The organism is Turicibacter sp. St.80E1 (genome assembly GCF_059728495.1).
On sequence record NZ_AP039386.1, the window covers coordinates 2,053,378 to 2,076,194 of the forward strand.

Genomic DNA, 22,817 nt, shown 5'->3' on the forward strand with positions numbered 1-22,817 from the left:
CCTTCTTTACGTCCGATAAACAAGCAAGTAATCTTTCTAGAGTGAGCTTACGACGTGCCTATCATAGCACGCGTACAAAAAAAAGGTCAACCTTCTAAACCGGTTAACCCTTTGTTTAATACACTTTTTACACAAAAAGAACATAATTAGACCCGAAAAAGACACAAAATGTTCGGTTTTCGATATTTTTCCTTATTTTACTAAGACTTTTTGTCTAAAGAAGAAAAAATTTAAATATTAATCTGTTTACTCTATTATTGGTCCTTTTTTAATACACTATACAGAATACATTAATTTTTAAAAATATTTTTTATTAATACACCTAATCCCTCATTTAAAAACCATTCACATTTATCCCTCTTATGCTGCTAATATCATCGACTAAAAAAAGAGAGAGGACATTTTTACGTCTTCTCTCCTTTGTATCCTCAAAAACATAACTTTCTTCTACAATTCAAATCGAACTGCCTAGTGTGGTTACTTCAAGTAAGTAGGATTGCCTATCTAGCATAAAAAATTAGATGGGAACAACAATCCATATCTATATATAAATTTAAAAATTTATCTTATCCAATGTTACTAAAACACCAAATACACCGTAAGACTAATCCTAGTCTCGTTAATTAACTAAGATTTTTTTGTCTTTCCCGATCACGTACTAAAATTTTATTTAAGTATTTACCCGTATATGATTCTGGTACCTTAGCCACCTCTTCCGGGGTTCCTTTAGCCACAATAGTTCCGCCCCTTGTTCCGCCTTCTGGACCTAAATCAATAATATAATCAGCCATTTTGATAACATCTAAATTGTGCTCAATCACAACAATCGTTGCACCTTCGTCAATCATGCGATTTAAAACTTTTAACAGTCTTTTCACATCCTCGATATGTAACCCCGTGGTCGGTTCATCCAAAATATAAACCGTTTTATCCGTAATACGACGATGTAATTCGGATGCTAATTTCACACGTTGTGCTTCTCCCCCAGATAGGGTCGATGCAGGCTGTCCTAATTTTAAATAACCTAATCCTACATCAGAAAGTGTTTTTAATTTTCGTGCTATTTTCGGATGATGTTCAAAAAATATATAAGCATCCTCGACTGTCATATCTAATACATCTGATATATTTTTTCCTCTATAGGTAACCACAAGTGTCTCACGATTGTAACGTTTTCCATGGCAAACTTCACAAGGCACATAAACATCTGGTAGAAAATGCATTTCAATTTTTAATACGCCATCGCCATGACAAGATTCGCATCTTCCGCCTTTCACATTAAACGAAAAACGGCCTTTTTGATATCCTCGAACCTTTGCCTCATTAGTTGACGCAAAAAGATCTCTAATATCATCAAAAACTCCCGTATAAGTGGCAGGATTTGAACGTGGCGTTCGACCAATCGGTGATTGATCAATATCAATGATTTTATCAATATACTCCATGCCCTTTAACTCCTTATGTTCACCCGGCTTATCCTTAATCCGATAAAGCTTAGAGGCAATGGAACGATATAATATATCATTAATAAGCGTTGATTTTCCTGACCCTGATACGCCCGTCACCACATTTAAAATTCCCATCGGAATTTTTAGGTTAATATTTTTAAGATTGTTTTCCTTTGCACCCTTTATCTCTATAAATTGTCCATTTCCTTTTCGACGTTCCTTTGGTAAATAGATTTGCTTTTTACCGCTCAAATACTGACCTGTAATTGAATGATCATTTTGCATAACTTCTTCTGGTGTTCCCTGAGCTACGATTTCCCCACCGTGTATTCCTGCACCGGGACCGATATCGATTAAATAGTCACACGCCATCATCGTATCTTCATCATGCTCAACAACAATTAACGTATTTCCTAAATCCCGCATGGACTTTAGGGTATCAATTAATCGATCATTATCCCGCTGGTGAAGACCAATAGAAGGTTCATCTAACACATACAAAACTCCTGATAGGCGTGACCCAATTTGAGTAGCTAATCGAATCCTTTGAGCTTCTCCTCCTGACAGGGAACCCGCGGAACGATTTAAAGTTAAATAATCTAAACCAACATTAACTAAGAAGAGCAAACGCTCCTTAATCTCTTTTAAAATTAAATGGGCAATCTTTAAATCCTTTTCACTTAACCTTAACTCCTGAATAAAATCTAAAGCTTCCTGAATCGATAATTCCGTAAAGTCATCAATATTTTTTCCATCAATTAATACGGATAATGCTTGTTCAGAGAGTCGTTTTCCATGACATCTATTACATTTTAATTCAGACATAAACCCTTCAATCCATTCCCGCATAAATGAAGAGCTCGTTTCCATATATCTTCGTTCTAAATTGTTAATAACCCCTTCGTAAGTATCCACCTTCTCATGTTTAACTCCACTCTCTGATTGAAGTTGAAAATGAATAGGCTCTGATGTTCCATAAAAAATAATGTTCTTTTCCTCGTCACTCAATTCTTCAAATGGTTTATCTAAATCAATCCCATAATGTTGACATACGGTATCTAATAACTTACGCCCATGAGTTTCTTCTTTTTCCCATCCACGAATAGCCCCTTGACTAATAGATAATCGCTGATCTGGGACTAATAGGTCAATATCAATTTTCTTTTGTACCCCTAGGCCACTACACTCAGGACAAGCACCAAAAGGAGAATTAAATGAGAACATGCGCGGCTCAAGTTCATCGACGGAGAAATCACAATAAGGACACGAAAAGTGCTCACTAAAGATTAATTCTTCACGGCCTACAACATCAATTAATACTTTACCTGCTCCAAGTTTCAAAGCAGTTTCTAATGAATCCGCAACCCTTGAACGAGTATCTGGCTTTAATGAAATGCGGTCAACGATAACCTCAATCGTATGCTTTTTATTTTTATTTAACTTAATTTCATCATCTAAATCCAGCATCTCTCCGTCAACACGTACACGTACATATCCATCTTTTTTTAATCCTTCAAGCGTTTTGACGTGACTACCCTTTTTACCGACAATAACGGGAGCTAAAATTTGCATTCTTGTCCGTTCCTCGTACTGATATAGGCGATCAACCATTTGCTCAATCGATTGCGCCTGTATCTCAATTCCATGAACAGGACAAGTGGGTTTACCAATCCTTGCAAACAATAAGCGAAGATAATCATAGATTTCCGTTACAGTTCCGACGGTTGATCTTGGATTACGATTCGTCGTCTTTTGATCAATCGAAATAGCCGGAGACAACCCTTCAATTGAATCAACATCCGGTTTTTCCATATTACCTAAAAACTGTCTTGCATAGGCTGATAAACTCTCTACATAACGCCTTTGTCCCTCAGCATAAATTGTTTCAAATGCAAGAGAGGACTTTCCAGACCCCGATAAACCAGTCAATACAACTAACTGATTACGTGGGATTTCAACATCAATATTTTTTAAATTCTGTTCACGTGCACCTTTTACAATAATTTTGTCATTCATGATTAGTCACCTCGTGCATTTACGTTAAATGTCTTGCTCTTCCACTAAAGATTTCGAAAGTGGTAAAAATAGAGTAAACGTTGATCCAATATCAACCGTACTTTCAACGGTTAACCGTCCCCCCATTGCCTCAGCTAATCTTTTTGAAATACTTAATCCTAAGCCTGTTCCACCGAAACGTCTTGATATCGTATTATTCTCTTGAGTAAATGCCTCAAAAATCGATTCTAATTTATCTGGGGCTATTCCTTTTCCAGTATCCGTAACCTTAATACTTAAATAGGCATCTGATTCATTTTGATAATCCAAGGTAAGGTCAATCCTGATTTCTCCCTGCTCAGTGAACTTAATCGCATTTGAAACTAAATTGATAATAATCTGTTTAATTCGTCCCTCATCACCGTACAATTCAGTTGGAATCGTCGAATCCGTATTCACAATAAACTTAATTCCCTTATTGGCTGTTTCTACAAAAAATAGCTCTTTAATAGTGTCTACCATGTGGAAAACATTAATTTGCGTAACCGTAAGTTTCACCTTTCCATCCTCGATCATTGAAAAGTCTAATAATTCATTAACATGCTTTAATAAAATATCACTCGAATGTTCAATAATTTCTAATTGTTTTCTTTGCTTAGGTTGCTCAATACTTAACTTCAATAACTGTACATAACCTTTAATCGCATTTAATGGCGTTTTTAATTCATGAGACACTTTAGCTAAAAACAACGTCTTCGCCTGGCTAGCGAGCAAGGACCGTTGCCAAGCAAGCTCTAATTCCTGACTTTGATTATCCTTAACCTTTAATAAGCGTTCATTTTCTAAATAAGCATTACGGACCATTAAGAATGATGTCTTCCATGCTGGATTAATTCTAGGTGGCATAGAATAATCCCCATTTCCACAACGTTCAACGTATTCAATTAATAAATAACATGGCTTAATAATTACGATAAATAATGTATACGCTGCAAAGAAAAATAGTAAAGTTAACAAAATTGTACTAAATTCAAATAGACTAATTGTTTCCCTCAATATAGCTTTCCTTAAATCTTTATTGGCAACGTAATAAATCATTTTAATATTATTTTTGGATGAAATATACCGATTCGTATAATACCCATTATCCTTTAATAACTGAGATGCTTCCTCAAAATTTGATTCCTTAATTCGGGAACTTAACTTTGTAGGTAATTCTTCGTCGATATATTGATTATTACCAATATAATAAATCATTTCAACAATCTGATCACTATTAATCCCATACGTACCCGGACCAATCGATACAACTGATAATTTTATATACCCAAATAATATTCCTTGACTTTCGATAAGCTTGTAGATTGTCCAATTCCGTTTATCCGCAAATTTATCATTGACCAGATAAAGGGCATCACCTACCTTAATTGTTTCAGTCCCTTCTGGATAGTTATTAGACATAACATCCGAATATCCCTGATCGAATATCGGTACGATTTGAAAATCTAATACTCGATGATCGTCCACGTAAAGTTCCCGATTTTTTTGTAAGATATCATTCATACTATTAATCGCACTTAGGTACGCAGATTCAAATAAATCGTCAGACTCTACAAAACCCCCATCCTTCATTAGTTGATGACGTGCTTCATCATTTAAGGATTCCAACACCCTTAAATTATCTTCGGTTAATGTTAAAAGTTTATACTCCTCTGTTTTAAGCAACCGTTCATATGAAACGATATTACGATCTATTTGAGTTCCTATTTTATTAACGTCTCTATCAATCTCTAACAATTTTTGAGAATAAATTTTTTCATAATTCCAATAGAAAGTTAGCGTAAAAGAGACGACAACGATTCCGAATAGAACCCAAAACGTCATTGTTATACGCCAAAATAATTTTTTCATTTTAACCTCTTCCTAAATAATCCTTTATTTCCAACCTGTAAGTTTTAATGTTACCTCGCGTTCATTAGCTGATTTTTTTAATATTCCATAAATTTCATCACTAGAACGAATGACCACATCAATGTCATAGTCCGATGAAAAAGAATCGGGAATTAACTGAGCCACTAACTGGTGAAAAGACAATTTTTCGGCTAAACCATAAAAATCTATATTAATAATAATCTCCAAATTATCTACTTTATTATTTAAAACATGAGCAAGACCTATGACTCCATAATAATGTGGATAATATTCTTTAATCGTATCTTTAAAGGAACTAAACTGATTAGATAAGTTAGCATCTACCGCCAATATCGCGCTATCTGGTAACAAATAATACTTCTCATTCACTGATTCCCAATTTTTTATCGTTGAACTATTTTTACCAACTAAAGTCTTCGCCACCATATGTCCTGGCGTTACCGCACTTTCCTCTTGAACGATAAATAAGCCAATCATAATTGGAACATCCTTGAAAGCTTCTTCCTGTCTGAGAATATCTATTAATCTAGTAGCAATCTCTTTTCCTTTTTCAATTAAGGCTTCTTCATCCAATACAATCGTCTGATCGTAACCTAATTCATTTTTCCAATTTTGATAAGGATTTAAAGCTAACCCTATGGTTACCCCTTCGAGAACCGTATTCTCATCTTTTGTCACCACGTAATCCTGTTCAAGTAAATATGCTAGGTAAACAGGATTGACATCCATTCCATCAATATTAATTCCCTCATCTTTCGTAGGATTTAACCCGATATCCTTATAATTAGCGTCTACTTCTAATTCTTGAGCTAATTCCGCCTCGGTTAAACGTTTAGATAAGAGTCGTTGAACCATCGCTTTTGTCAGGTTTTGCCCTTCTTGGAAATAGACTTGATCTGGAGAAAAATATGATTGTGATTCTCGCATTAAGGCAAGTTCAAATGCGTCAATATCATAACGGTTATTCATTTTAGAATATCGTGAATAAACTAATCCCCTCGTTGGACTTGTCTTATAGGGAAGCATCGTCCGATAATATTCCGCCGTTGCCTCGTTAGACAAGAGTTGGCGTTTCATGGAATCATCTTCTGAACCCCCTTCTTCTACCTTAGGTGTTGGGGGCGCAGAACACCCCACCAAAACAACTAAACAACAGATAACAGCTAACAAAAATCCGCGTTTTAATTTCATTGTATACCCCTCCTATTCACCAATCATTTTTAACATCGTTTCTTCATCAATCACCGTGATTCCAAGCTCCTGTGCCTTTTTAAGCTTTGAACCACTTTTCTCACCTGCAACTAAGAAATCTGTTTTAGCACTTACACTTCCTGAAACTCTTGCCCCTAATTCCTCCAACTTCATACTCGCTTCCTTACGCGATAAGGTTGTCAATGTTCCAGTCAACACCACGCTTTTTCCGTAGAAGGCACTTTCCTGCGTATTAGCCACTAATTTATTTCCTGTATAAAGCGTATTTAATCCTAATGTCTTTAATTCTTCGATCAACATTTTATTTGATTCATCCGCAAAGTAATGAATAACGCTCTTTGAAATAACTTCACCAATCTCAGGTATTCCTTTAAAATCTTCGAAAGTGGCCCCTATTAATTTATCTATCTCTTCAAAGTGAGTTGCCAAAACTTTAGCCGTTTTACTCCCCACATGACGAATTCCTAATCCGAACAATAACCGTTCTAAACTATTCTGTTTACTATTTTCAATAGCCGCTAATAAATTCGAGACCTTTTTCTCGCCCATACGTTCAAGCGGTAATAACTGATTTCGCTCTAGTTTATAAATGTCGGCCACATTTTTTATTAACTGTTGCTCATATAATTGCTGTACTACCTTAATCCCTAATCCATCAATATTCATCGCATTACGTGATACAAAGTGGCATAAACTTTCCACAATACGTGCCGGGCAGTCAATGTTTAAACAATAGTAATCCGCCTCATTTTCCTCGCGAACTAGAACACTTCCACAGCGTGGACATTCATGAATCATCTCAAAAGGTACCTCATCACCGTTTCTTTCTTCGATTAAAGGCTTCACTACTTCAGGAATTATTTCCCCTGCCTTCCGAATAATTACACGATCATTAACGCGAATGTCACGTTCCTTTACATAATCCTCATTATGTAACGTCGCACGACTTACCCGTGTTCCCGCTACACGAACAGGCTCTAACACGGCATTAGGCGTCACCATCCCCGTTCGACCAACTGTAAAAATAATATCTTTTAAGACAGTCTCAACCTCCTCGGCAGGAAACTTATATGCAATGGCCCATCTAGGACTTTTAACCGTATTACCTAAAATCTCCTGATCATCCAATTGATTCACTTTAATCACAATTCCATCAATATCATAAGGTAATTCCGTTCTCATCGTAGACCACTTTTCAATATACGCTAATACTTCATCAATAGACTGGCATACTTCATAATTTGGATTAACATTAAATCCCATTTCCTTAATTTTATCTAAACTTTCAGCATGCGTTTTACATCCTAATTGTTTAGCACTAGGCACAGCATAACAAAACATACTTAATTCACGTTTAGACGTCACTTTAGAATCTAATTGTCGTAGTGACCCTGCAGCCGCATTACGGGGATTGGCGAATAACTCTTCTCCATTCTGCGCACGGCGCTTATTTAACTTTTCTAGCGTCTCTTTTGACATATACGCTTCTCCACGAACCTCCAATAAATCACTATAAGGTATCGTTAACGGAATCGCCCGAATCGTTTTTAAGTTTTCACTAATATCCTCTCCAGTTGTCCCGTCCCCACGTGTCGCACCGCGAACAAACTGGCCATTCTCATAATGAAGTGTCACTGCTAACCCATCAATCTTTAATTCACAAACATAATTAATATTAGGCGTCACTTTCCTTATCCGTGAATCAAATTCTCTTAAATCACCTTCATTAAAAGCATTTCCTAACGACAACATTGGATTCGTATGTAACACTTTATCAAAACCTTCTAAAACGGCGCCTCCAACACGCACTGTCGGGGATGTTGGAGTCTTAAGTTCAGGGTTTTTTTGTTCTATTTCAATTAATTCCTGTAAAAGCCGGTCATACTCGCGATCGCTAACACTTGGATTATCGAAGACATAATACTCTGTGTTATATTGATTTAATAGCTTTGTTAACTCTTCCACACGCTGCTTCAACATCATTAAATCCTCCAATCAAAAATAATATTCTTTAATTTCTATCTATCCTAGTGGCGTTCAATTATCCTATTTCCCCCTATTAAGTAAAAACGTGATTTCAATAAAAACTTACTCAGTCTATACCCTATTAAAAATAATGATTTATACCTATATAAGGTTATCCTCCCTACAGATACACCCGGATACATTTAGGTTGATTATATGCCTTATCCTCGTTTTTTCAAAGCGGGATGTGATCCCATTAATTTTTTTATCCCATGTGGGGAACTAAATGCAATCGAAACAATTTCACCTTTAACTCCGACAACGACTCCTTCTCCAAAACTATCATGTAAAACCTTATCCCCGCTTTTCCAAGATGAATCTGTTGTGAGGGTTATCGTTTGGATAGTCTTTTTCGGACTTCTATTATCTAATGCTTCCTGTAACGTAAATGATGGGCGTTTTGAACGAGTTTCGATTCCTGTTTTATTTAAATACTTATCAGATATTTCATGAATAAACATCGATTCTCGATTTGCGGAACGTCGACCATACTGATAGCGACTTTGTGCATTTGTAATAAATAAAATGTCTTCCGCACGAGTAATAGCTACGTATGCTAACCGTCGCTCTTCTTCAAGTTCGTCTCCTCCTTGTTCTAAAGCCGAATGTAATGGGAAAATTCCATCTTCAAATCCGCAAATAAACACAACTGGAAACTCTAATCCCTTAGCCGCGTGAATCGTCATTAAGGTAACTTTGGATTCATTTGCCTCCTCTTCCGTTTCGGTATCGGTTTGAAGCATTAAATCATTAAGTAATATGACAAGTTTAGTCATAGTTGAGAGTTCATCAGCGCGTTCCTCACTCTCTTCCTCAGCCAAAATTTCATTTAAATCTACCTCTTCAAACTGGGTCGCCATCGATTGAAACTCACCTAAGTTATCAATACGGCTATCCGCCTCAATCGTGTTTTCATTTTCAAGCATCTCTAAATATCCAGTTTGTCTTAAAACTAAATCAATGAATTCCGCGATAGAGTAAGCTTCGATTTGAGAACGTAGCATATAAATCATCTGTTTAAAATCAATAAATTTATTTAAAGTTGCTCGGGCAATGCCGTTGTCAACCTCATCAATTGAAGCCATTAATGATAATTCGGCCTCATTCGCAAACTGAGTTAATTTTTCAATTGAAGCTGCACCAATTCCACGCTTAGGCTCATTGACGATACGTTTAAATGATAAATCATCATCAGGATTACAAATTAAACGTAAATAAGCCATTAAATCTTTAATCTCTTTTCGTTTAAAATAACTCTGTCCTCCTATTAAACGATACGGAATATTTTGTCTTAAAAATGCCTGTTCAATCGCTCGTGATTGTGAATTTGTGCGATATAAAATAGCGAAATCATGATAATCATAACTATCTCGGCGCATATATGAAATTTTATCCGCGATATAGGTTGCCTCAACATCCCCATCTAGCGCTCGATAATATTCAATTTGATTCCCCTCACCACGATCGGACCATAATCTTTTGTCCAGGCGGCCACTATTATTTTGAATCACATCATTTGCTGCATTAAGAATCATCTGCTTTGAACGATAATTTTGCTCTAATAATACAACCTTTGCATCAGGATAATCGTGTTCAAATGATAAAATATTTTCAATATTTGCTCCGCGCCAACTGTAGATAGATTGATCCGAATCGCCAACGACGCAGATGTTTCTGAACTTTTGAGCCAATAATGAAACAATTTGATATTGTGCATTATTCGTATCTTGGTACTCATCAATGTGAATATACTGAAACTTATTTTGATAAAATGTTAACACTTCCGGATGCTTTTCAAATAAGTGGACCGTAAGCACTAATAAATCATCAAAATCAACACGATTATTTTTAAATAAAATCTGTTGATATCTTTCATATACACGAATTACGTCTTCATTTTCAAATTCTTTGCTCAAATCACGTGGAGATTTAAGTTCGTTTTTAGCGTTACTAATTTGAGATAAAAAATATTTTGGAGATTGTCTCTTAGGATCAAGATTTAAATCTTCCATTACAGTCTTTATCACACTTAATTGATCCGCATCATCTAAAATTCCAAAATTCAAATCGTACCCAATTAAATCAATATCTCTCCTCAGAATACGAACACACATCGAATGGAAAGTAGAAATCCATACATCTTTTCCGCGTTCCCCAATTAGTTTTTCTACGCGTTCCTTCATCTCTCTTGCTGCCTTATTCGTAAAAGTTATCGCCAAAATATTGTAAGGAGAAACCTGCTTTTCCGACATTAAATAAGCGATTCGATGGGTTAAAACACGGGTTTTCCCAGATCCCGCCCCGGCCATCACTAAAAGCGGTCCCTCAGTTGTTAAAATTGCCTCTTTCTGTTGAGGGTTCATATTATGTAGTAATTGATTCATTATTTCACCTCTATATAAAAGTCATCTGCACTATCAAAGTTTCAACATTATTAAACATAATCTGTTTTATTATAACAATTTTAGTATTCAAATTAAATAAACAGTCATTCCCTAATTAATGTTTTATCAAAATATTAATAAAAATTCTAACTCTACCTATTAGTCTAGGAAAAATAAAGTAAGCTTATGCAATGTCAGAATGAAACTTTTTCTTTCCTAACCATTTCTTATCCATAAAAAAGCTCGCAGATTAAATAAATAGATTTAATCTACGAGCTTTTCATTAAAATTAATAAATAAATTAAATACGGAAGCTTGATTTTAATGAAACGATACGATTAAACGATAACTTACCGTCTTGAGTACGTTTTGGATCAACATTAAAATAACCATGGCGGAAAAATTGGAATTTATCTTGCGCTTTTACATCCTTCATGTTTTCTTCTACAAAACCATGAACAACCTCTTCTGAGTTTCTATTGATACGTTCTAAGAATGGTAATCCTTCTGTTTCTTCATTTTCAATAAGTAACGGTTCATATAAATGGAAGTCAGCTGGAATATTATGATTCGCATCCACCCAATGGATTGTTCCTTTTACTTTACGACCCGTAAATCCTGATCCCGATTTTGTATCCTTATCATAAGTTGCGTGAATCTCAATCACATTTCCATCCTCATCCTTAATCACATCTGTACACTTAATAAAATAAGCATGTTTTAAACGGACTTCGTTTCCAGGGAATAAACGGAAATATTTTGGAATTGGATTTTCCATGAAATCTTCTTGTTCAATATAGATTTCACGTGAAAAAGGTATTTTGCGTGTTCCCATTTCTGGAACCTCTGGATTAATTTCTGCATCAAGGTATTCAACTTCACCCTCTGGATAATTAGTAATAACTACCTTTAATGGGCGTAAAACTGCCATTGTACGTGGTGCTTTTAACTTTAAATCCTCTCGCACAAAGTGTTCTAACATTTGAGGATCCACTGTACTTACTGCCTTAGAAAGACCTACCTCTTGAATAAAATTAGTAATTGATTCTGGTGTATAACCTCTTCTACGTAATCCGGCTACTGTTGGCATACGCGGATCATCCCAACCAGATACCACGCCTTCATCCACTAACTGTTTAAGATATCGCTTAGACATAATAGTATTTTTCATATTAAGACGTGCAAACTCAATTTGTCGTGGTTTTGCTTCAGTCTCACAATTTTCAATCACCCAATCATATAATGGACGATGATCCTCATACTCTAATGAACAAAGGGAATGAGTAATTCCTTCAAAGGCATCTTCAAGTGGATGAGCATAATCATACATTGGATAGATACACCATTTATCCCCTGTATTGTGATGTGAGGTATGTAAAATACGATAAATAGCTGGGTCACGAAGATTCATATTCGGAGAACTCATATCAATTTTAGCACGTAAAACCTTCTCACCATCTTTATAAAGCCCGTTACGCATATTCTCAAATAACTCTAAATTTTCCTCAACTGTACGATTTCGATAAGGAGATTCTACTCCCGGTTGTGTTAAGGTTCCACGATTTTCACGCATTTGTTCAGGCGTTTGGTCATCGACATATGCCTTCCCTTTTTTGATTAACTCAACAGCATGCTCATACATCTTTTCAAATGTATCGGAAGCAAATAATAATTGATTATATTCTACACCTAACCATTTAATATCATTTATAATCCCTTGAACGAACTCTTCATCTTCCTTTACGGGATTTGTATCATCAAAACGTAAATTCATTTTTCCATTAAACTCTTTAGCTAATAAGTAGTTAGTTAAAATGGCTTTTGCATGTCCAATATGGAGATAACCATTTGGTTCTGGTGGAAAACGTGTAATAATTTCTTTATGTTTACCACTTTCTAAGTCTTCCTTCATAATCGTCTTAATGAAATTGGAATTTTCATTAATCATTTCCATAAAAAAACACCTCGCTTACATATCAAAAATGTAAAATTAAACATTTTTTGTATAAAAATCTATTTTAAAATTATATCATAAGTCTGTCCTACATAGTACCTTATTCCACTATTTCAACTGAAAAAATTGATGAGACACTAAATCTAGAAAACAGCTCTTTAGCTAACTCCACATCAGTCAACAATCCTTCTGTACCGTTAAAGGAAGTAATAAACAATAATATCTTATGGGTATTTTCCGTAATGCGGGTTCTAGGTGTATCCGACGTCGGTGTACCAAAGGGTCCCTTTTTATCACAATATACGGGTATATTCTTTATATTTATATTTCCTCGACCAATTCCCTCATACGGTTCATCTTCCCCAATTCGAATTAAAATATCTCCCATTATTTTATCCTCATCTAGTACTGCTACACTTCTTTGAGTACGTACAGATAATATATTTCCAATATCGACAGCATTATTGATATGATATAAACCATTTCCCTTTATGAGTCGGCGTAACAAGGCCTCTGTTGCCAGTCGATAACGAGAAGGATCCTTTCCCAAGCTTCTATAACCGACTCGTGCAGCCTCAATCCGTGGTTGTTTTAATAGGTTTTCTAACGTTAGCATTTGTTGCACTTCACGCTCTAAATTAGTCATCTCTTCTTTTAAAGCATCCGAGGTTAACTCAATTTTGATATCAAAAGATAACACTGCTAAACAATACCCCGGTACTTTTTCTTTTAAATTCTTACTTACAGTTACTTTTCTCATGAAAACCTCCGTCACGTTATCCAATTCAATCATCCCTCATAAAATAATAGTCCTACTCTTTTTTTAGGGAATCATTCTCACGCTCCTGCTCTTCCTTTTGCAGTAGGGCGTATGCTATTGCCAGTTCTTTCATTTTATTTTCTCTTTCTTTATCAATACAATATTGATGAACATAAATAATCATACCAAATGATATAATAATTAGCACGCTCAAATTCACCACGTCTACCATTAAATAGTTGACTTTATCAAAATAGTACTGGTTAGATGATAATACATAATAAACAATGAGACATAGCCCATACCACTTTAACCATGAAAATAAGTGATTCAAAGAAATTTGTGCAATTCTTAATTGATTAAGGAAAAATAAAAGTAAAATAGGTACTGATAGTACTAAAAATAAAGTAACAATCATTTCATCACCTCAAGACTCTGATTACTAATAGAATGGTCTTTTCAATGGGCTTTTATTCCATTCAGATTTTCCCGTATAAATAAAAATCTTTAAATCATTAGACGGCCCCCACCATCTAGTAATTTAAAGATTTTATAATATTATAATTTAGGACAACAAATTTGAACGCGGTGTTGTAAGCTTCTAATGTGTACACTTTTTAGTACCCCACCGTCTTCACCGTCTAACGTCCATTTTACATCTTGTTCACTCTCTACAGTTATCCGATCTGTCTTTAGGGTAACTACATACTCCGGATCATACGTCGTATTTAAAAAATCAGTTAAAATTCGGTGTATATCCAATAAATTTTTAGGGGCACGAATTAAAGTGACCTCGAATAAGCCATCACTTAAATCAGCATGATTTCCAAACGCATTTTTAATTCCCGCAACAGAATCCGAATTTGAAATCATTCCAAAAATATAATCGCCTTCAATCACACCACCGCTGTATGTGATTCGACATTTATAAGATTGAATAGCTGGTAACTTTAATAACCCCTCTATTAAGTATGCTAATCCCCCTAACATATTTTTACGAGGTTGTGGAGTTTCATAAGCAACATCGGTAAACGCTCCAAATGCTGCGACGTATGTAAAGTATCTTTCATCAAACTGCCCGATATCAATAGGGGCAATTTTACCCTCTGTACATAATTTAACAGCTCGCGGGATATTTTTAGGTATCCCCAATGTTGTAGCAAAATCATTCGTTGTCCCTGTTGGAATGTAGGCAATTGGTGTATTGGCATTTGCTTTAATTAAACCTGTAATAACCTCATTTAAAGTACCATCCCCTCCACTGGCAACAATTAAATCATAGGATTTTGCCTCTTTCATTTTATTGGTTGCATCATTTTTGGACTTAGTCGGATATACAACTACCTCATATCCTGCCAAACTTAACTCCTTAATGATCAATAATAAGTAGTCTTTTATCATCCCACGTCCAGAAGTAGGATTAATAATAAGTAATAACCTTTTAAGCACAGAGGCACATCCTTTCAAACATCAAACAGTAATTTTATACTATATTATATCACCAATTAAATAAAAAATGTAAATTTATATCCTACGATTTTATAATTAAACCTACAAAAAAAGAGTCTAGTTTTATTTTTAGGTTCTATAATATTTAGTGTTGCTGATTAAGCAGCACTTTTTTCATAGGATAAAAAAAAGAGACTTCAAGTCTCAATCCTGTTACAATGTTATCGACTAAAACAATATTGAAAGGATAAGATTTAATGTCTCACTCATATTTTACTAGAAAACTTTTAAATATTAAAGATAAAAATATTACATTTTCAGAAGATTATCTTGAGGAAGTGAAGTTGAACGGAATTACTAGCTTTATCTTTAAAGGTATTCTTACGTATCAACCGACTCATTGTCAAAAATGCGGAACCCTATTTGATTCAAAATTTAAGAAGCATGGATTTAAAACCTCTCGAATTGTCATTCCAAAAGTCTCTCTTCACGATACCTACTTAGACCTAAAAAAACAGCGTTATTATTGTGGGCATTGCCAGTCTACTTTTACACTAAGTACTTCAATTGTTGAAAAGAACTGTTACATTTCTTATCATACGAAACACGCCATTGCTTTAGAGGCCCAAAATAAAATTTCTGAATGTGATATCGCACGTCGCCATCAGGTCTCTCATTCAACCGTCAATCGAATCATCCATAGCTTTTATGAATCTCAAACCTTAAACCTTAATTATTTACCTGAAAATCTCTGTTTTGATGAATTTAAATCCGTTAAGTCTGCTGAGGGGCATATGTCTTTTATTTTTTGCGATGCTGACTCAAAACAAATCATCGATATCGTTGAAGATCGTCGTTTAAACTCCCTTCAAGCTTATTTTAAACGATACACAAAGGAAGCACGTCATCGAGTAAAAAATATTGTGATTGATATGTACGCTCCTTACATCAGCCTCATTAAGGATCTTTTTCCTCATGCCCAAATTATCATTGATAAATTTCATCTCGTTCAACATCTCTCTCGTGCACTGAACAAAACTCGAATCCGATTCATGAAAAAGTTCAAAAAGCATGGTCGTAAATTCAAACGTTATTGGCGCTTATTTTTAAAATCTCACGCTTTACTTAATACCACCACTTATCGATCAGTTTACTGCTTTAAACAACCCATGCGTGAAATTGATATCTTAAACTTTCTACTTGATTTATCTCCTGAATTAAAAGCAACCTATGATTTATATCAAGAGTTACTTTTCGCTCTTCAGACAAAAAACTTAAAACGATTTAATCATTTACTCGAAACGGAACATCCGCTTGTTTCTCCTGAGTTTCAAACGGCTTTCCAAACCTTTAAAACTTATCAATCCTATATTAAAAATACACTCTCAACTCATTACACAAATGGTCCCATCGAAGGAATTAATAATAAAATTAAGGTCATTAAGCGTATTGCCTTTGGATATCGTAGTTTCTATCACTTTAAATCTCGTATTCTCATGGTTCAAAATCTAACAAAGCCTAAAACGAAAATCCTAGCAGCATAGCTACTAGGATTTCGATTTGAATTTTCGTTGTAACAGGTTACAAATTAATCAGCAACACTATTTGACAAAGAACCTATTTTTAACCAGACTCTTTTTTAACAATTATAATTGCTCTTTTAAAACTTCAACCTTGTCTAAACGCTCCCAAGGAAAGTCTACATCACTGCGACCAAAATGTCCATAAGCTGCTGTTTTTCGATAAATTGGTTTTCTTAAATCTAACATATTAATAATACCAGCTGGGCGTAAGTCAAAATTACGACGAATAATCTCCACAATCTTTGCATCGGATAATTTCCCCGTTCCAAATGTATCTACCATGATAGAGGTAGGCTGTGCTACTCCGATTGCATATGAAAGTTGTATTTCAATCTTATCTGCATATCCGGCAGCAACTAAGTTTTTCGCTACATAGCGGGCAGCATAAGCAGCTGATCGGTCAACTTTCGTTGCATCTTTTCCAGAAAATGCACCTCCACCATGTCTAGCATATCCTCCATAAGTATCAACAATAATTTTTCGTCCCGTTAATCCCGCATCCCCGTGTGGTCCACCAATAACAAAACGTCCTGTTGGATTAACTAAATAACGTGTCTTATCAGTCACTAAATGTTCGGGTAAGACAGCATCAAATACATATTTTTTTATATCTGACTCAATTTTCTCATGACTAACTTCTGGTGAATGTTGTGTTGAAAGTAACACAGTATCTATCGCTACTGGTTTTCCATCTTCATTATATTCGATCGTTACTTGTGTTTTTCCATCAGGTCTTAAATAATCTAATGTTCCATTTTTACGTACCTCTGTTAATCGGCGAGCTAATCTATGCGCTAATGAAATAGGTAATGGCATATAATCCTCTGTTTCATTTGTTGCAAACCCAAACATCAGACCTTGATCACCAGCACCAATTGCTTCAATCTGCTCATCGGTCATAACACCATTTCTTGCCTCAAGTGCATTGTCAACTCCCATAGCAATATCTCCCGATTGCTCATCAATAGCAGTTAGTACAGCACATGTATCGGCATCGAACCCATACTTAGCACGATCATATCCAATTTCACGAATTGTTTCACGCACCACCTTTTGAATATCCACATAAGACGAAGTAGTAATCTCTCCAAAAACTAAAACTAATCCAGTAGTAACTGATGTTTCACATGCCACACGGGCCATCGGATCCTTACTTAAAATGGCATCTAAAATAGAATCTGAAATTTGGTCTGCAATTTTATCTGGATGTCCTTCTGTTACAGATTCTGATGTAAATAAACGACGTTCTGACATTATAATGTCCTCCTTTAATTTTGCTACGCTATACTCTATCCTAATACTTCATTAACGATAATAAAACGGGTCATCACTCATGTAACATTCTTAGTTAATAAAAAAAAGCCCGCCATAAGCGGACTTGAATAACTAATTCATTCAAACCCTCTTATTGTTCAAGTTAAACTCGCTTGGGTTGGCACCTTCCTTTATAAGGAGGTTGCCGCGACTTCATAGGCCCCTATGCCTCCATCGCTCTGAATAAGAGTATATTCTATATATTTTAATTTTCTCTATCATTATAAGTATAAAATCACATTTTGTCAATTGTAAAAATTATTCTTTAAAATCTAACTCGACATTTGAAATAGAATCAAATCTAGTCCCAATTTTTTCAGTTGTAATATGTATTTCTTTTACATCCTTAGAAACGGTGTCGATATGTTTACTTAACTTATCCCATCTCTCCTTATATCTTTTGAATTCGTCTCCTAGTTTATTAAGTTCTTGCTGAATCACTAGCGCATGGCGATCACGCTCAATATTATTTAGAATTACCTGAATGGTGGTCAATGTGGACATTAATGTAGTAGGTGATACCAACCAGACCCTTCTTTGTTGTGCATAATCAATTAAATCGGAATGATATGCATTTATCTCCGCAAAAATAGCCTCGGCTGGCATAAACATGATCGCCTGATCTGAAGTTTCCACAGCCTGAACGTATTTTAATGCAATGTCATCAATATGTTTTTTAACATCAGATTTAAATTTTTTAGTGGCTACCTGTCTCTCTAACTGAGATAAGCTGCGATCCATCATGCGTTGATAATTTTCCAAAGGGAATTTTGAATCGATAGGTAAATTATCTAATGGAGCGGGTGCAAATAAAATAGCATCTACAATGGTTCCATTAGATAGACGATATTGCATTTGATAAAGCCGATCATTTTTATCTCCGAAAACTGAGGCAAGTATTTGATAGAGTTGAATTTCCCCATAAGTTCCTCTGCTTTTTTTGTCCGTTAATAAATTTTGTAATGAGACAATATCTGTTGATAAACTTTCAATTTTTTTTTGAGCCTCATCTATTTTTGCTAATCGCATTAAAATACTCTGAAATGTCTCATTTGTTCTATTGAATGAGTTGTCTAATCTTTCATTCACTTTATCATTAATACGTGTTAAATTTATTTCAATTCGTTCATTTAATTGTTCAAAATCTTTTTGTAAATTCTCCGTAACCATCGTACTATGTTGTAATAATTGCCCACGTATCGTACGTTCAAATTGAGCATATCTTTCGATAATACGTTCATTATTTTGACCAATCGTATCAATCATTTGAAAATTGGCTTGTTGTAATCTTTTTTCCATACGTTGTTGCTCATCCAATAACTGTTTATGTTGATTTTCAATAAGCGAATAGGAATGCTCACTATTCTTTAAACTTTGATTTCTTAGCCCCATTACAACTAATACAATTAAAATAATTATTAAAAGATATAACCCAATCATTATCTTATCCCCTCTTTTACTATTAGTCCTATCACTTATAAACATATATAAAAAAAACATCCCAAAGGATGTTGATTGGCTATTTGGAGCGGGTGAAGAGAATCGAACTCTCACAGTCAGCTTGGAAGGCTGAAGTTCTACCATTAAACTACACCCGCGTTTTTTTATGGCCTAGCGACGTCCTACTCTCGCACTTGCGTACTACCCTCGGCGCTAAGGAGCTTAACTTCTGTGTTCGGTATGGGAACAGGTGTGCCCTCCTTGCCCTTATCACTAGACCTTCTGTCAGATCTTATCAATCTCACAAAACTAGATATCTTCTGCTTACTTCCTTATTAGTTAAGTCCTCGATCGATTAGTATCAGTCCGCTTCATCTGTCACCAAACTTCCACTCCTGACCTATCTACCTCGTCGTCTTCAAGGGATCTTACTTCTTTCGAATGGGAAATCTCATCTTGAGGGGGGCTTCACGCTTAGATGCTTTCAGCGTTTATCCCTTCCACACGTAGCTACCCAGCTATGCTCCTGGCAGAACAACTGGTACACCAGCGGTGTGTCCATCCCGGTCCTCTCGTACTAAGGACAGCTCCTCTCAAATTTCCTACGCCCACGACGGATAGGGACCGAACTGTCTCACGACGTTCTGAACCCAGCTCGCGTACCGCTTTAATGGGCGAACAGCCCAACCCTTGGGACCGACTACAGCCCCAGGATGCGATGAGCCGACATCGAGGTGCCAAACCTCCCCGTCGATGTGAACTCTTGGGGGAGATCAGCCTGTTATCCCCGGGGTAGCTTTTATCCGTTGAGCGACGGCCCTTCCATTCGGTACCGCCGGATCACTAAGCCCGACTTTCGTCCCTGCTCGACTTGTTGGTCTCGCAGTCAAGCTCCCTTCTGCCTTTACACTCTTCGAATGATTTCCAACCATTCTGAGGGAACCTTTGGGCGCCTCCGTTACTCTTTGGGAGGCGACCGCCCCAGTCAAACTGCCCACCTGACACTGTCCCCTGACCAGCTCATGGCCACGGGTTAGAACCCCAGTAACACAAGGGTAGTATCCCAACAGCGACTCCTCCAAGACTGGCGTCCTGGTCTCTTCGTCTCCTACCTATCCTGTACATGTGTCACCAGTGCTCAATATCAAGCTACAGTAAAGCTCCACGGGGTCTTTCCGTCCTGTCGCGGGTAACCTGCATCTTCACAGGTACTATGATTTCACCGAGTCTCTTGTTGAGACAGCGCCCAGATCGTTACGCCTTTCGTGCGGGTCGGAACTTACCCGACAAGGAATTTCGCTACCTTAGGACCGTTATAGTTACGGCCGCCGTTTACTGGGGCTTCAATTCAAAGCTTCGCTTGCGCTAACCTCTCCTCTTAACCTTCCAGCACCGGGCAGGCGTCAGCCCCTATACATCACCTTGCGGTTTAGCAGAGACCTGTGTTTTTGATAAACAGTCGCCTGGGCCTTTTCACTGCGGCTTGCTTTCACAAGCACCCCTTCTCCCGAAGTTACGGGGTCATTTTGCCGAGTTCCTTAACAAGAGTTCTCTCGCTCATCTTAGGATTCTCTCCTCGCCTACCTGTGTCGGTTATCGGTACGGGCACCTAATAAATTATCCCTAGAAGCTTTTCTTGGAAGCGTGACATCAGCTGACTTCACCCTTTCGGGCTTTCGGCATCACAGCTCAATGTTTCGCCATGCGGATTTGCCTACATGACCACCTCACTGCTTACACGTGAATCCATTCACACGCTCAACTTAGCCTTCTCCGTCACTCCTTCAGTTTATTAAGTGGTACAGGAATCTCTACCTGTTGTCCATCGGCTACGCCTTTCGGCCTCACCTTAGGTCCCGACTTACCCAGGGCGGACGAGCCTTCCCCTGGAAACCTTAGGCTTTCGATGGATAGGATTCTCACCTATCTTTCGCTACTCACACCGGCATTCTCACTTCTAACCGCTCCACAGCTCCTTCCGGTACTGCTTCTGTGCTGTTAGAACGCTCTCCTACCACTGACACTTCGTGTCAATCCGCAGCTTCGGCGGTCCGTTTAGCCCCGGTACATTTTCGGCGCAGAGTCACTCGACTAGTGAGCTATTACGCACTCTTTAAAGGATGGCTGCTTCTAAGCCAACCTCCTAGTTGTCTGTGCATCTCCACATCCTTTTCCACTTAACGGACACTTGGGGGCCTTAGCTGGCGGTCTGGGCTCTTTCCCTTTTGACCATGGACCTTATCACCCACAGTCTGACTCCCGATCATATCTATCTGGCATTCGGAGTTTGATTGAGATCAGTACCCCGAGGTGGGGCCATCACCCATTCAGTGCTCTACCTCCAGTAGACTCTTATCGAGGCTAGCCCTAAAGCTATTTCGGAGAGAACCAGCTATATCCGTGTTCGATTGGAATTTCACCCCTAGCCACAAGTCATCCAAGCACTTTTCAACGTGCCCTGGTTCGGCCCTCCAGTCAGTGTTACCTGACCTTCAGCCTGCTCATGGCTAGCTCACACGGTTTCGGGTCTACAACATCGTACTCCTCGCCCTATTCAGACTCGCTTTCGCTTCGGCTCCGTCTCTTCAACTTAACCTTGCACGATATCGTAACTCGCCGGTTCATTCTACAAAAGGCACGCCATCACCCTTTAACGGGCTCTGACTAGTTGTAGGCACACGGTTTCAGGTTCTCTTTCACTCCCCTTCCGGGGTTCTTTTCACCTTTCCCTCACGGTACTGGTTCACTATCGGTCACTAGGTAGTATTTAGCCTTACGAGATGGTCCTCGTTGCTTCCGACGGGATTTCTCGTGTCCCGCCGTACTCAGGATCCCTTCCCTGCTTCACACAATTTCACCTACGGGACTCTCACCCCCTCCGGTTGGCCTTCCCAGACCATTCGGCTATCATGTTCAGTCATTTCTGAAGGTCCTTCTACCCCGGATTACTCCGGTTTGGGCTCCTCCCTGTTCGCTCGCCGCTACTTGGGGAATCGATGTTTCTTTCTTTTCCTCCAGGTACTTAGATGTTTCAGTTCCCTGGGTCTGTCTCCTCTATGGCTATTGATTCACCATACGGTGCTAGCGTATGACCACTAGCGGGTTTCCCCATTCGGATATCCCCGGCTCTTTGCTTACTTACAGCTCCCCGAGGCGTTTCGCCGTTTGTCGCGTCCTTCTTCGACTCCTAGTGCCTAGGCATCCTCCGTGCGCCCTTTATTACTTAACTTTTCTTCTTCAGAAGATATCTAGTTTTCAAAGATCAATTCTAGGAAAATCGAAATTCTCCCAAAACTAAACAGAACGTCTCTTTCTCCATAG

Annotated in this window: 12 protein-coding genes, 1 tRNA gene, 2 rRNA genes and 1 riboswitch; of the genes, 1 reads left to right on the forward strand and 14 read right to left on the reverse strand. The window is 37.3% G+C overall.

The window, feature by feature from the left end:
* Positions 1–623: 623 nt before the first annotated feature.
* The 9 genes from uvrA to AC6I0I_RS09890 all read right to left on the reverse strand — a co-directional run bounded on the left by uvrA (position 624) and on the right by AC6I0I_RS09890 (position 15,159).
* The gene (gene uvrA / locus AC6I0I_RS09850) at positions 624–3,464 is read right to left on the reverse strand and encodes an excinuclease ABC subunit UvrA (RefSeq protein ID WP_262953678.1); all 2,841 of its coding nucleotides are present in this window, start codon (positions 3,462–3,464) and stop codon (positions 624–626) included.
* Positions 3,465–3,488: 24 nt separating this feature from the next.
* Positions 3,489–5,354: a sensor histidine kinase gene (locus AC6I0I_RS09855; RefSeq protein ID WP_262953679.1), complete on the reverse strand. Its 1,866-nt coding sequence runs from the start codon at positions 5,352–5,354 to the stop codon at positions 3,489–3,491.
* Between the two features lie 24 nt (positions 5,355–5,378).
* Positions 5,379–6,566, reverse strand: a complete 1,188-nt coding sequence (locus AC6I0I_RS09860) for a CamS family sex pheromone protein (RefSeq protein ID WP_262953680.1) — start codon at positions 6,564–6,566, stop codon at positions 5,379–5,381.
* A gap of 12 nt (positions 6,567–6,578) precedes the next feature.
* Entirely contained in the window at positions 6,579–8,567 is a 1,989-nt protein-coding gene (gene ligA / locus AC6I0I_RS09865) for an NAD-dependent DNA ligase LigA (protein WP_262953681.1), read from the reverse strand.
* A gap of 206 nt (positions 8,568–8,773) precedes the next feature.
* Positions 8,774–10,996 carry a DNA helicase PcrA gene (gene pcrA, locus AC6I0I_RS09870; RefSeq protein WP_161832320.1) on the reverse strand — a complete coding sequence of 741 codons (2,223 nt, stop codon included), beginning with the start codon at positions 10,994–10,996 and terminating at the stop codon, positions 8,774–8,776.
* Positions 10,997–11,297: 301 nt separating this feature from the next.
* Positions 11,298–12,950 carry a glutamine--tRNA ligase/YqeY domain fusion protein gene (locus tag AC6I0I_RS09875; protein WP_262953682.1) on the reverse strand — a complete coding sequence of 551 codons (1,653 nt, stop codon included), beginning with the start codon at positions 12,948–12,950 and terminating at the stop codon, positions 11,298–11,300.
* Positions 12,951–13,050: 100 nt separating this feature from the next.
* The gene (locus AC6I0I_RS09880) at positions 13,051–13,710 is read right to left on the reverse strand and encodes a B3/B4 domain-containing protein (RefSeq protein ID WP_262953683.1); all 660 of its coding nucleotides are present in this window, start codon (positions 13,708–13,710) and stop codon (positions 13,051–13,053) included.
* Positions 13,711–13,762: 52 nt separating this feature from the next.
* Positions 13,763–14,128: a hypothetical protein gene (locus AC6I0I_RS09885; RefSeq protein ID WP_161832317.1), complete on the reverse strand. Its 366-nt coding sequence runs from the start codon at positions 14,126–14,128 to the stop codon at positions 13,763–13,765.
* Positions 14,129–14,268: 140 nt separating this feature from the next.
* Positions 14,269–15,159, reverse strand: coding sequence for a diacylglycerol/lipid kinase family protein (locus AC6I0I_RS09890; protein WP_262950885.1), 891 nt, complete (start codon positions 15,157–15,159; stop codon positions 14,269–14,271).
* Between the two features lie 257 nt (positions 15,160–15,416).
* On the opposite strand from AC6I0I_RS09890, the gene AC6I0I_RS09895 reads away from it, so the two are divergent.
* A complete protein-coding gene (locus tag AC6I0I_RS09895) occupies positions 15,417–16,703 on the forward strand; it encodes an ISL3 family transposase (RefSeq protein WP_289461271.1) in 1,287 nt (428 codons plus the stop codon).
* Between the two features lie 102 nt (positions 16,704–16,805).
* On the opposite strand, the gene metK is transcribed toward AC6I0I_RS09895, so the two are convergent.
* The 5 genes from metK to AC6I0I_RS09920 form a co-directional block, all read right to left on the reverse strand.
* The gene (gene metK / locus AC6I0I_RS09900; protein ID WP_161832933.1) at positions 16,806–17,996 is read right to left on the reverse strand and encodes a methionine adenosyltransferase; all 1,191 of its coding nucleotides are present in this window, start codon (positions 17,994–17,996) and stop codon (positions 16,806–16,808) included.
* Between the two features lie 148 nt (positions 17,997–18,144).
* Positions 18,145–18,246: riboswitch (SAM riboswitch) on the reverse strand.
* Positions 18,247–18,314: 68 nt separating this feature from the next.
* The gene (locus AC6I0I_RS09905) at positions 18,315–19,496 is read right to left on the reverse strand and encodes a DNA recombination protein RmuC (protein ID WP_161832934.1); all 1,182 of its coding nucleotides are present in this window, start codon (positions 19,494–19,496) and stop codon (positions 18,315–18,317) included.
* 84 nt (positions 19,497–19,580) lie between these two features.
* A tRNA-Gly gene (locus AC6I0I_RS09910) sits at positions 19,581–19,654 on the reverse strand.
* An 11-nt stretch (positions 19,655–19,665) separates the two neighbouring features.
* Positions 19,666–19,774 (reverse strand): 5S ribosomal RNA (rrf, locus tag AC6I0I_RS09915).
* 57 nt (positions 19,775–19,831) lie between these two features.
* Positions 19,832–22,725: ribosomal RNA gene (locus AC6I0I_RS09920) — 23S ribosomal RNA — on the reverse strand.
* Positions 22,726–22,817: the final 92 nt, after the last annotated feature.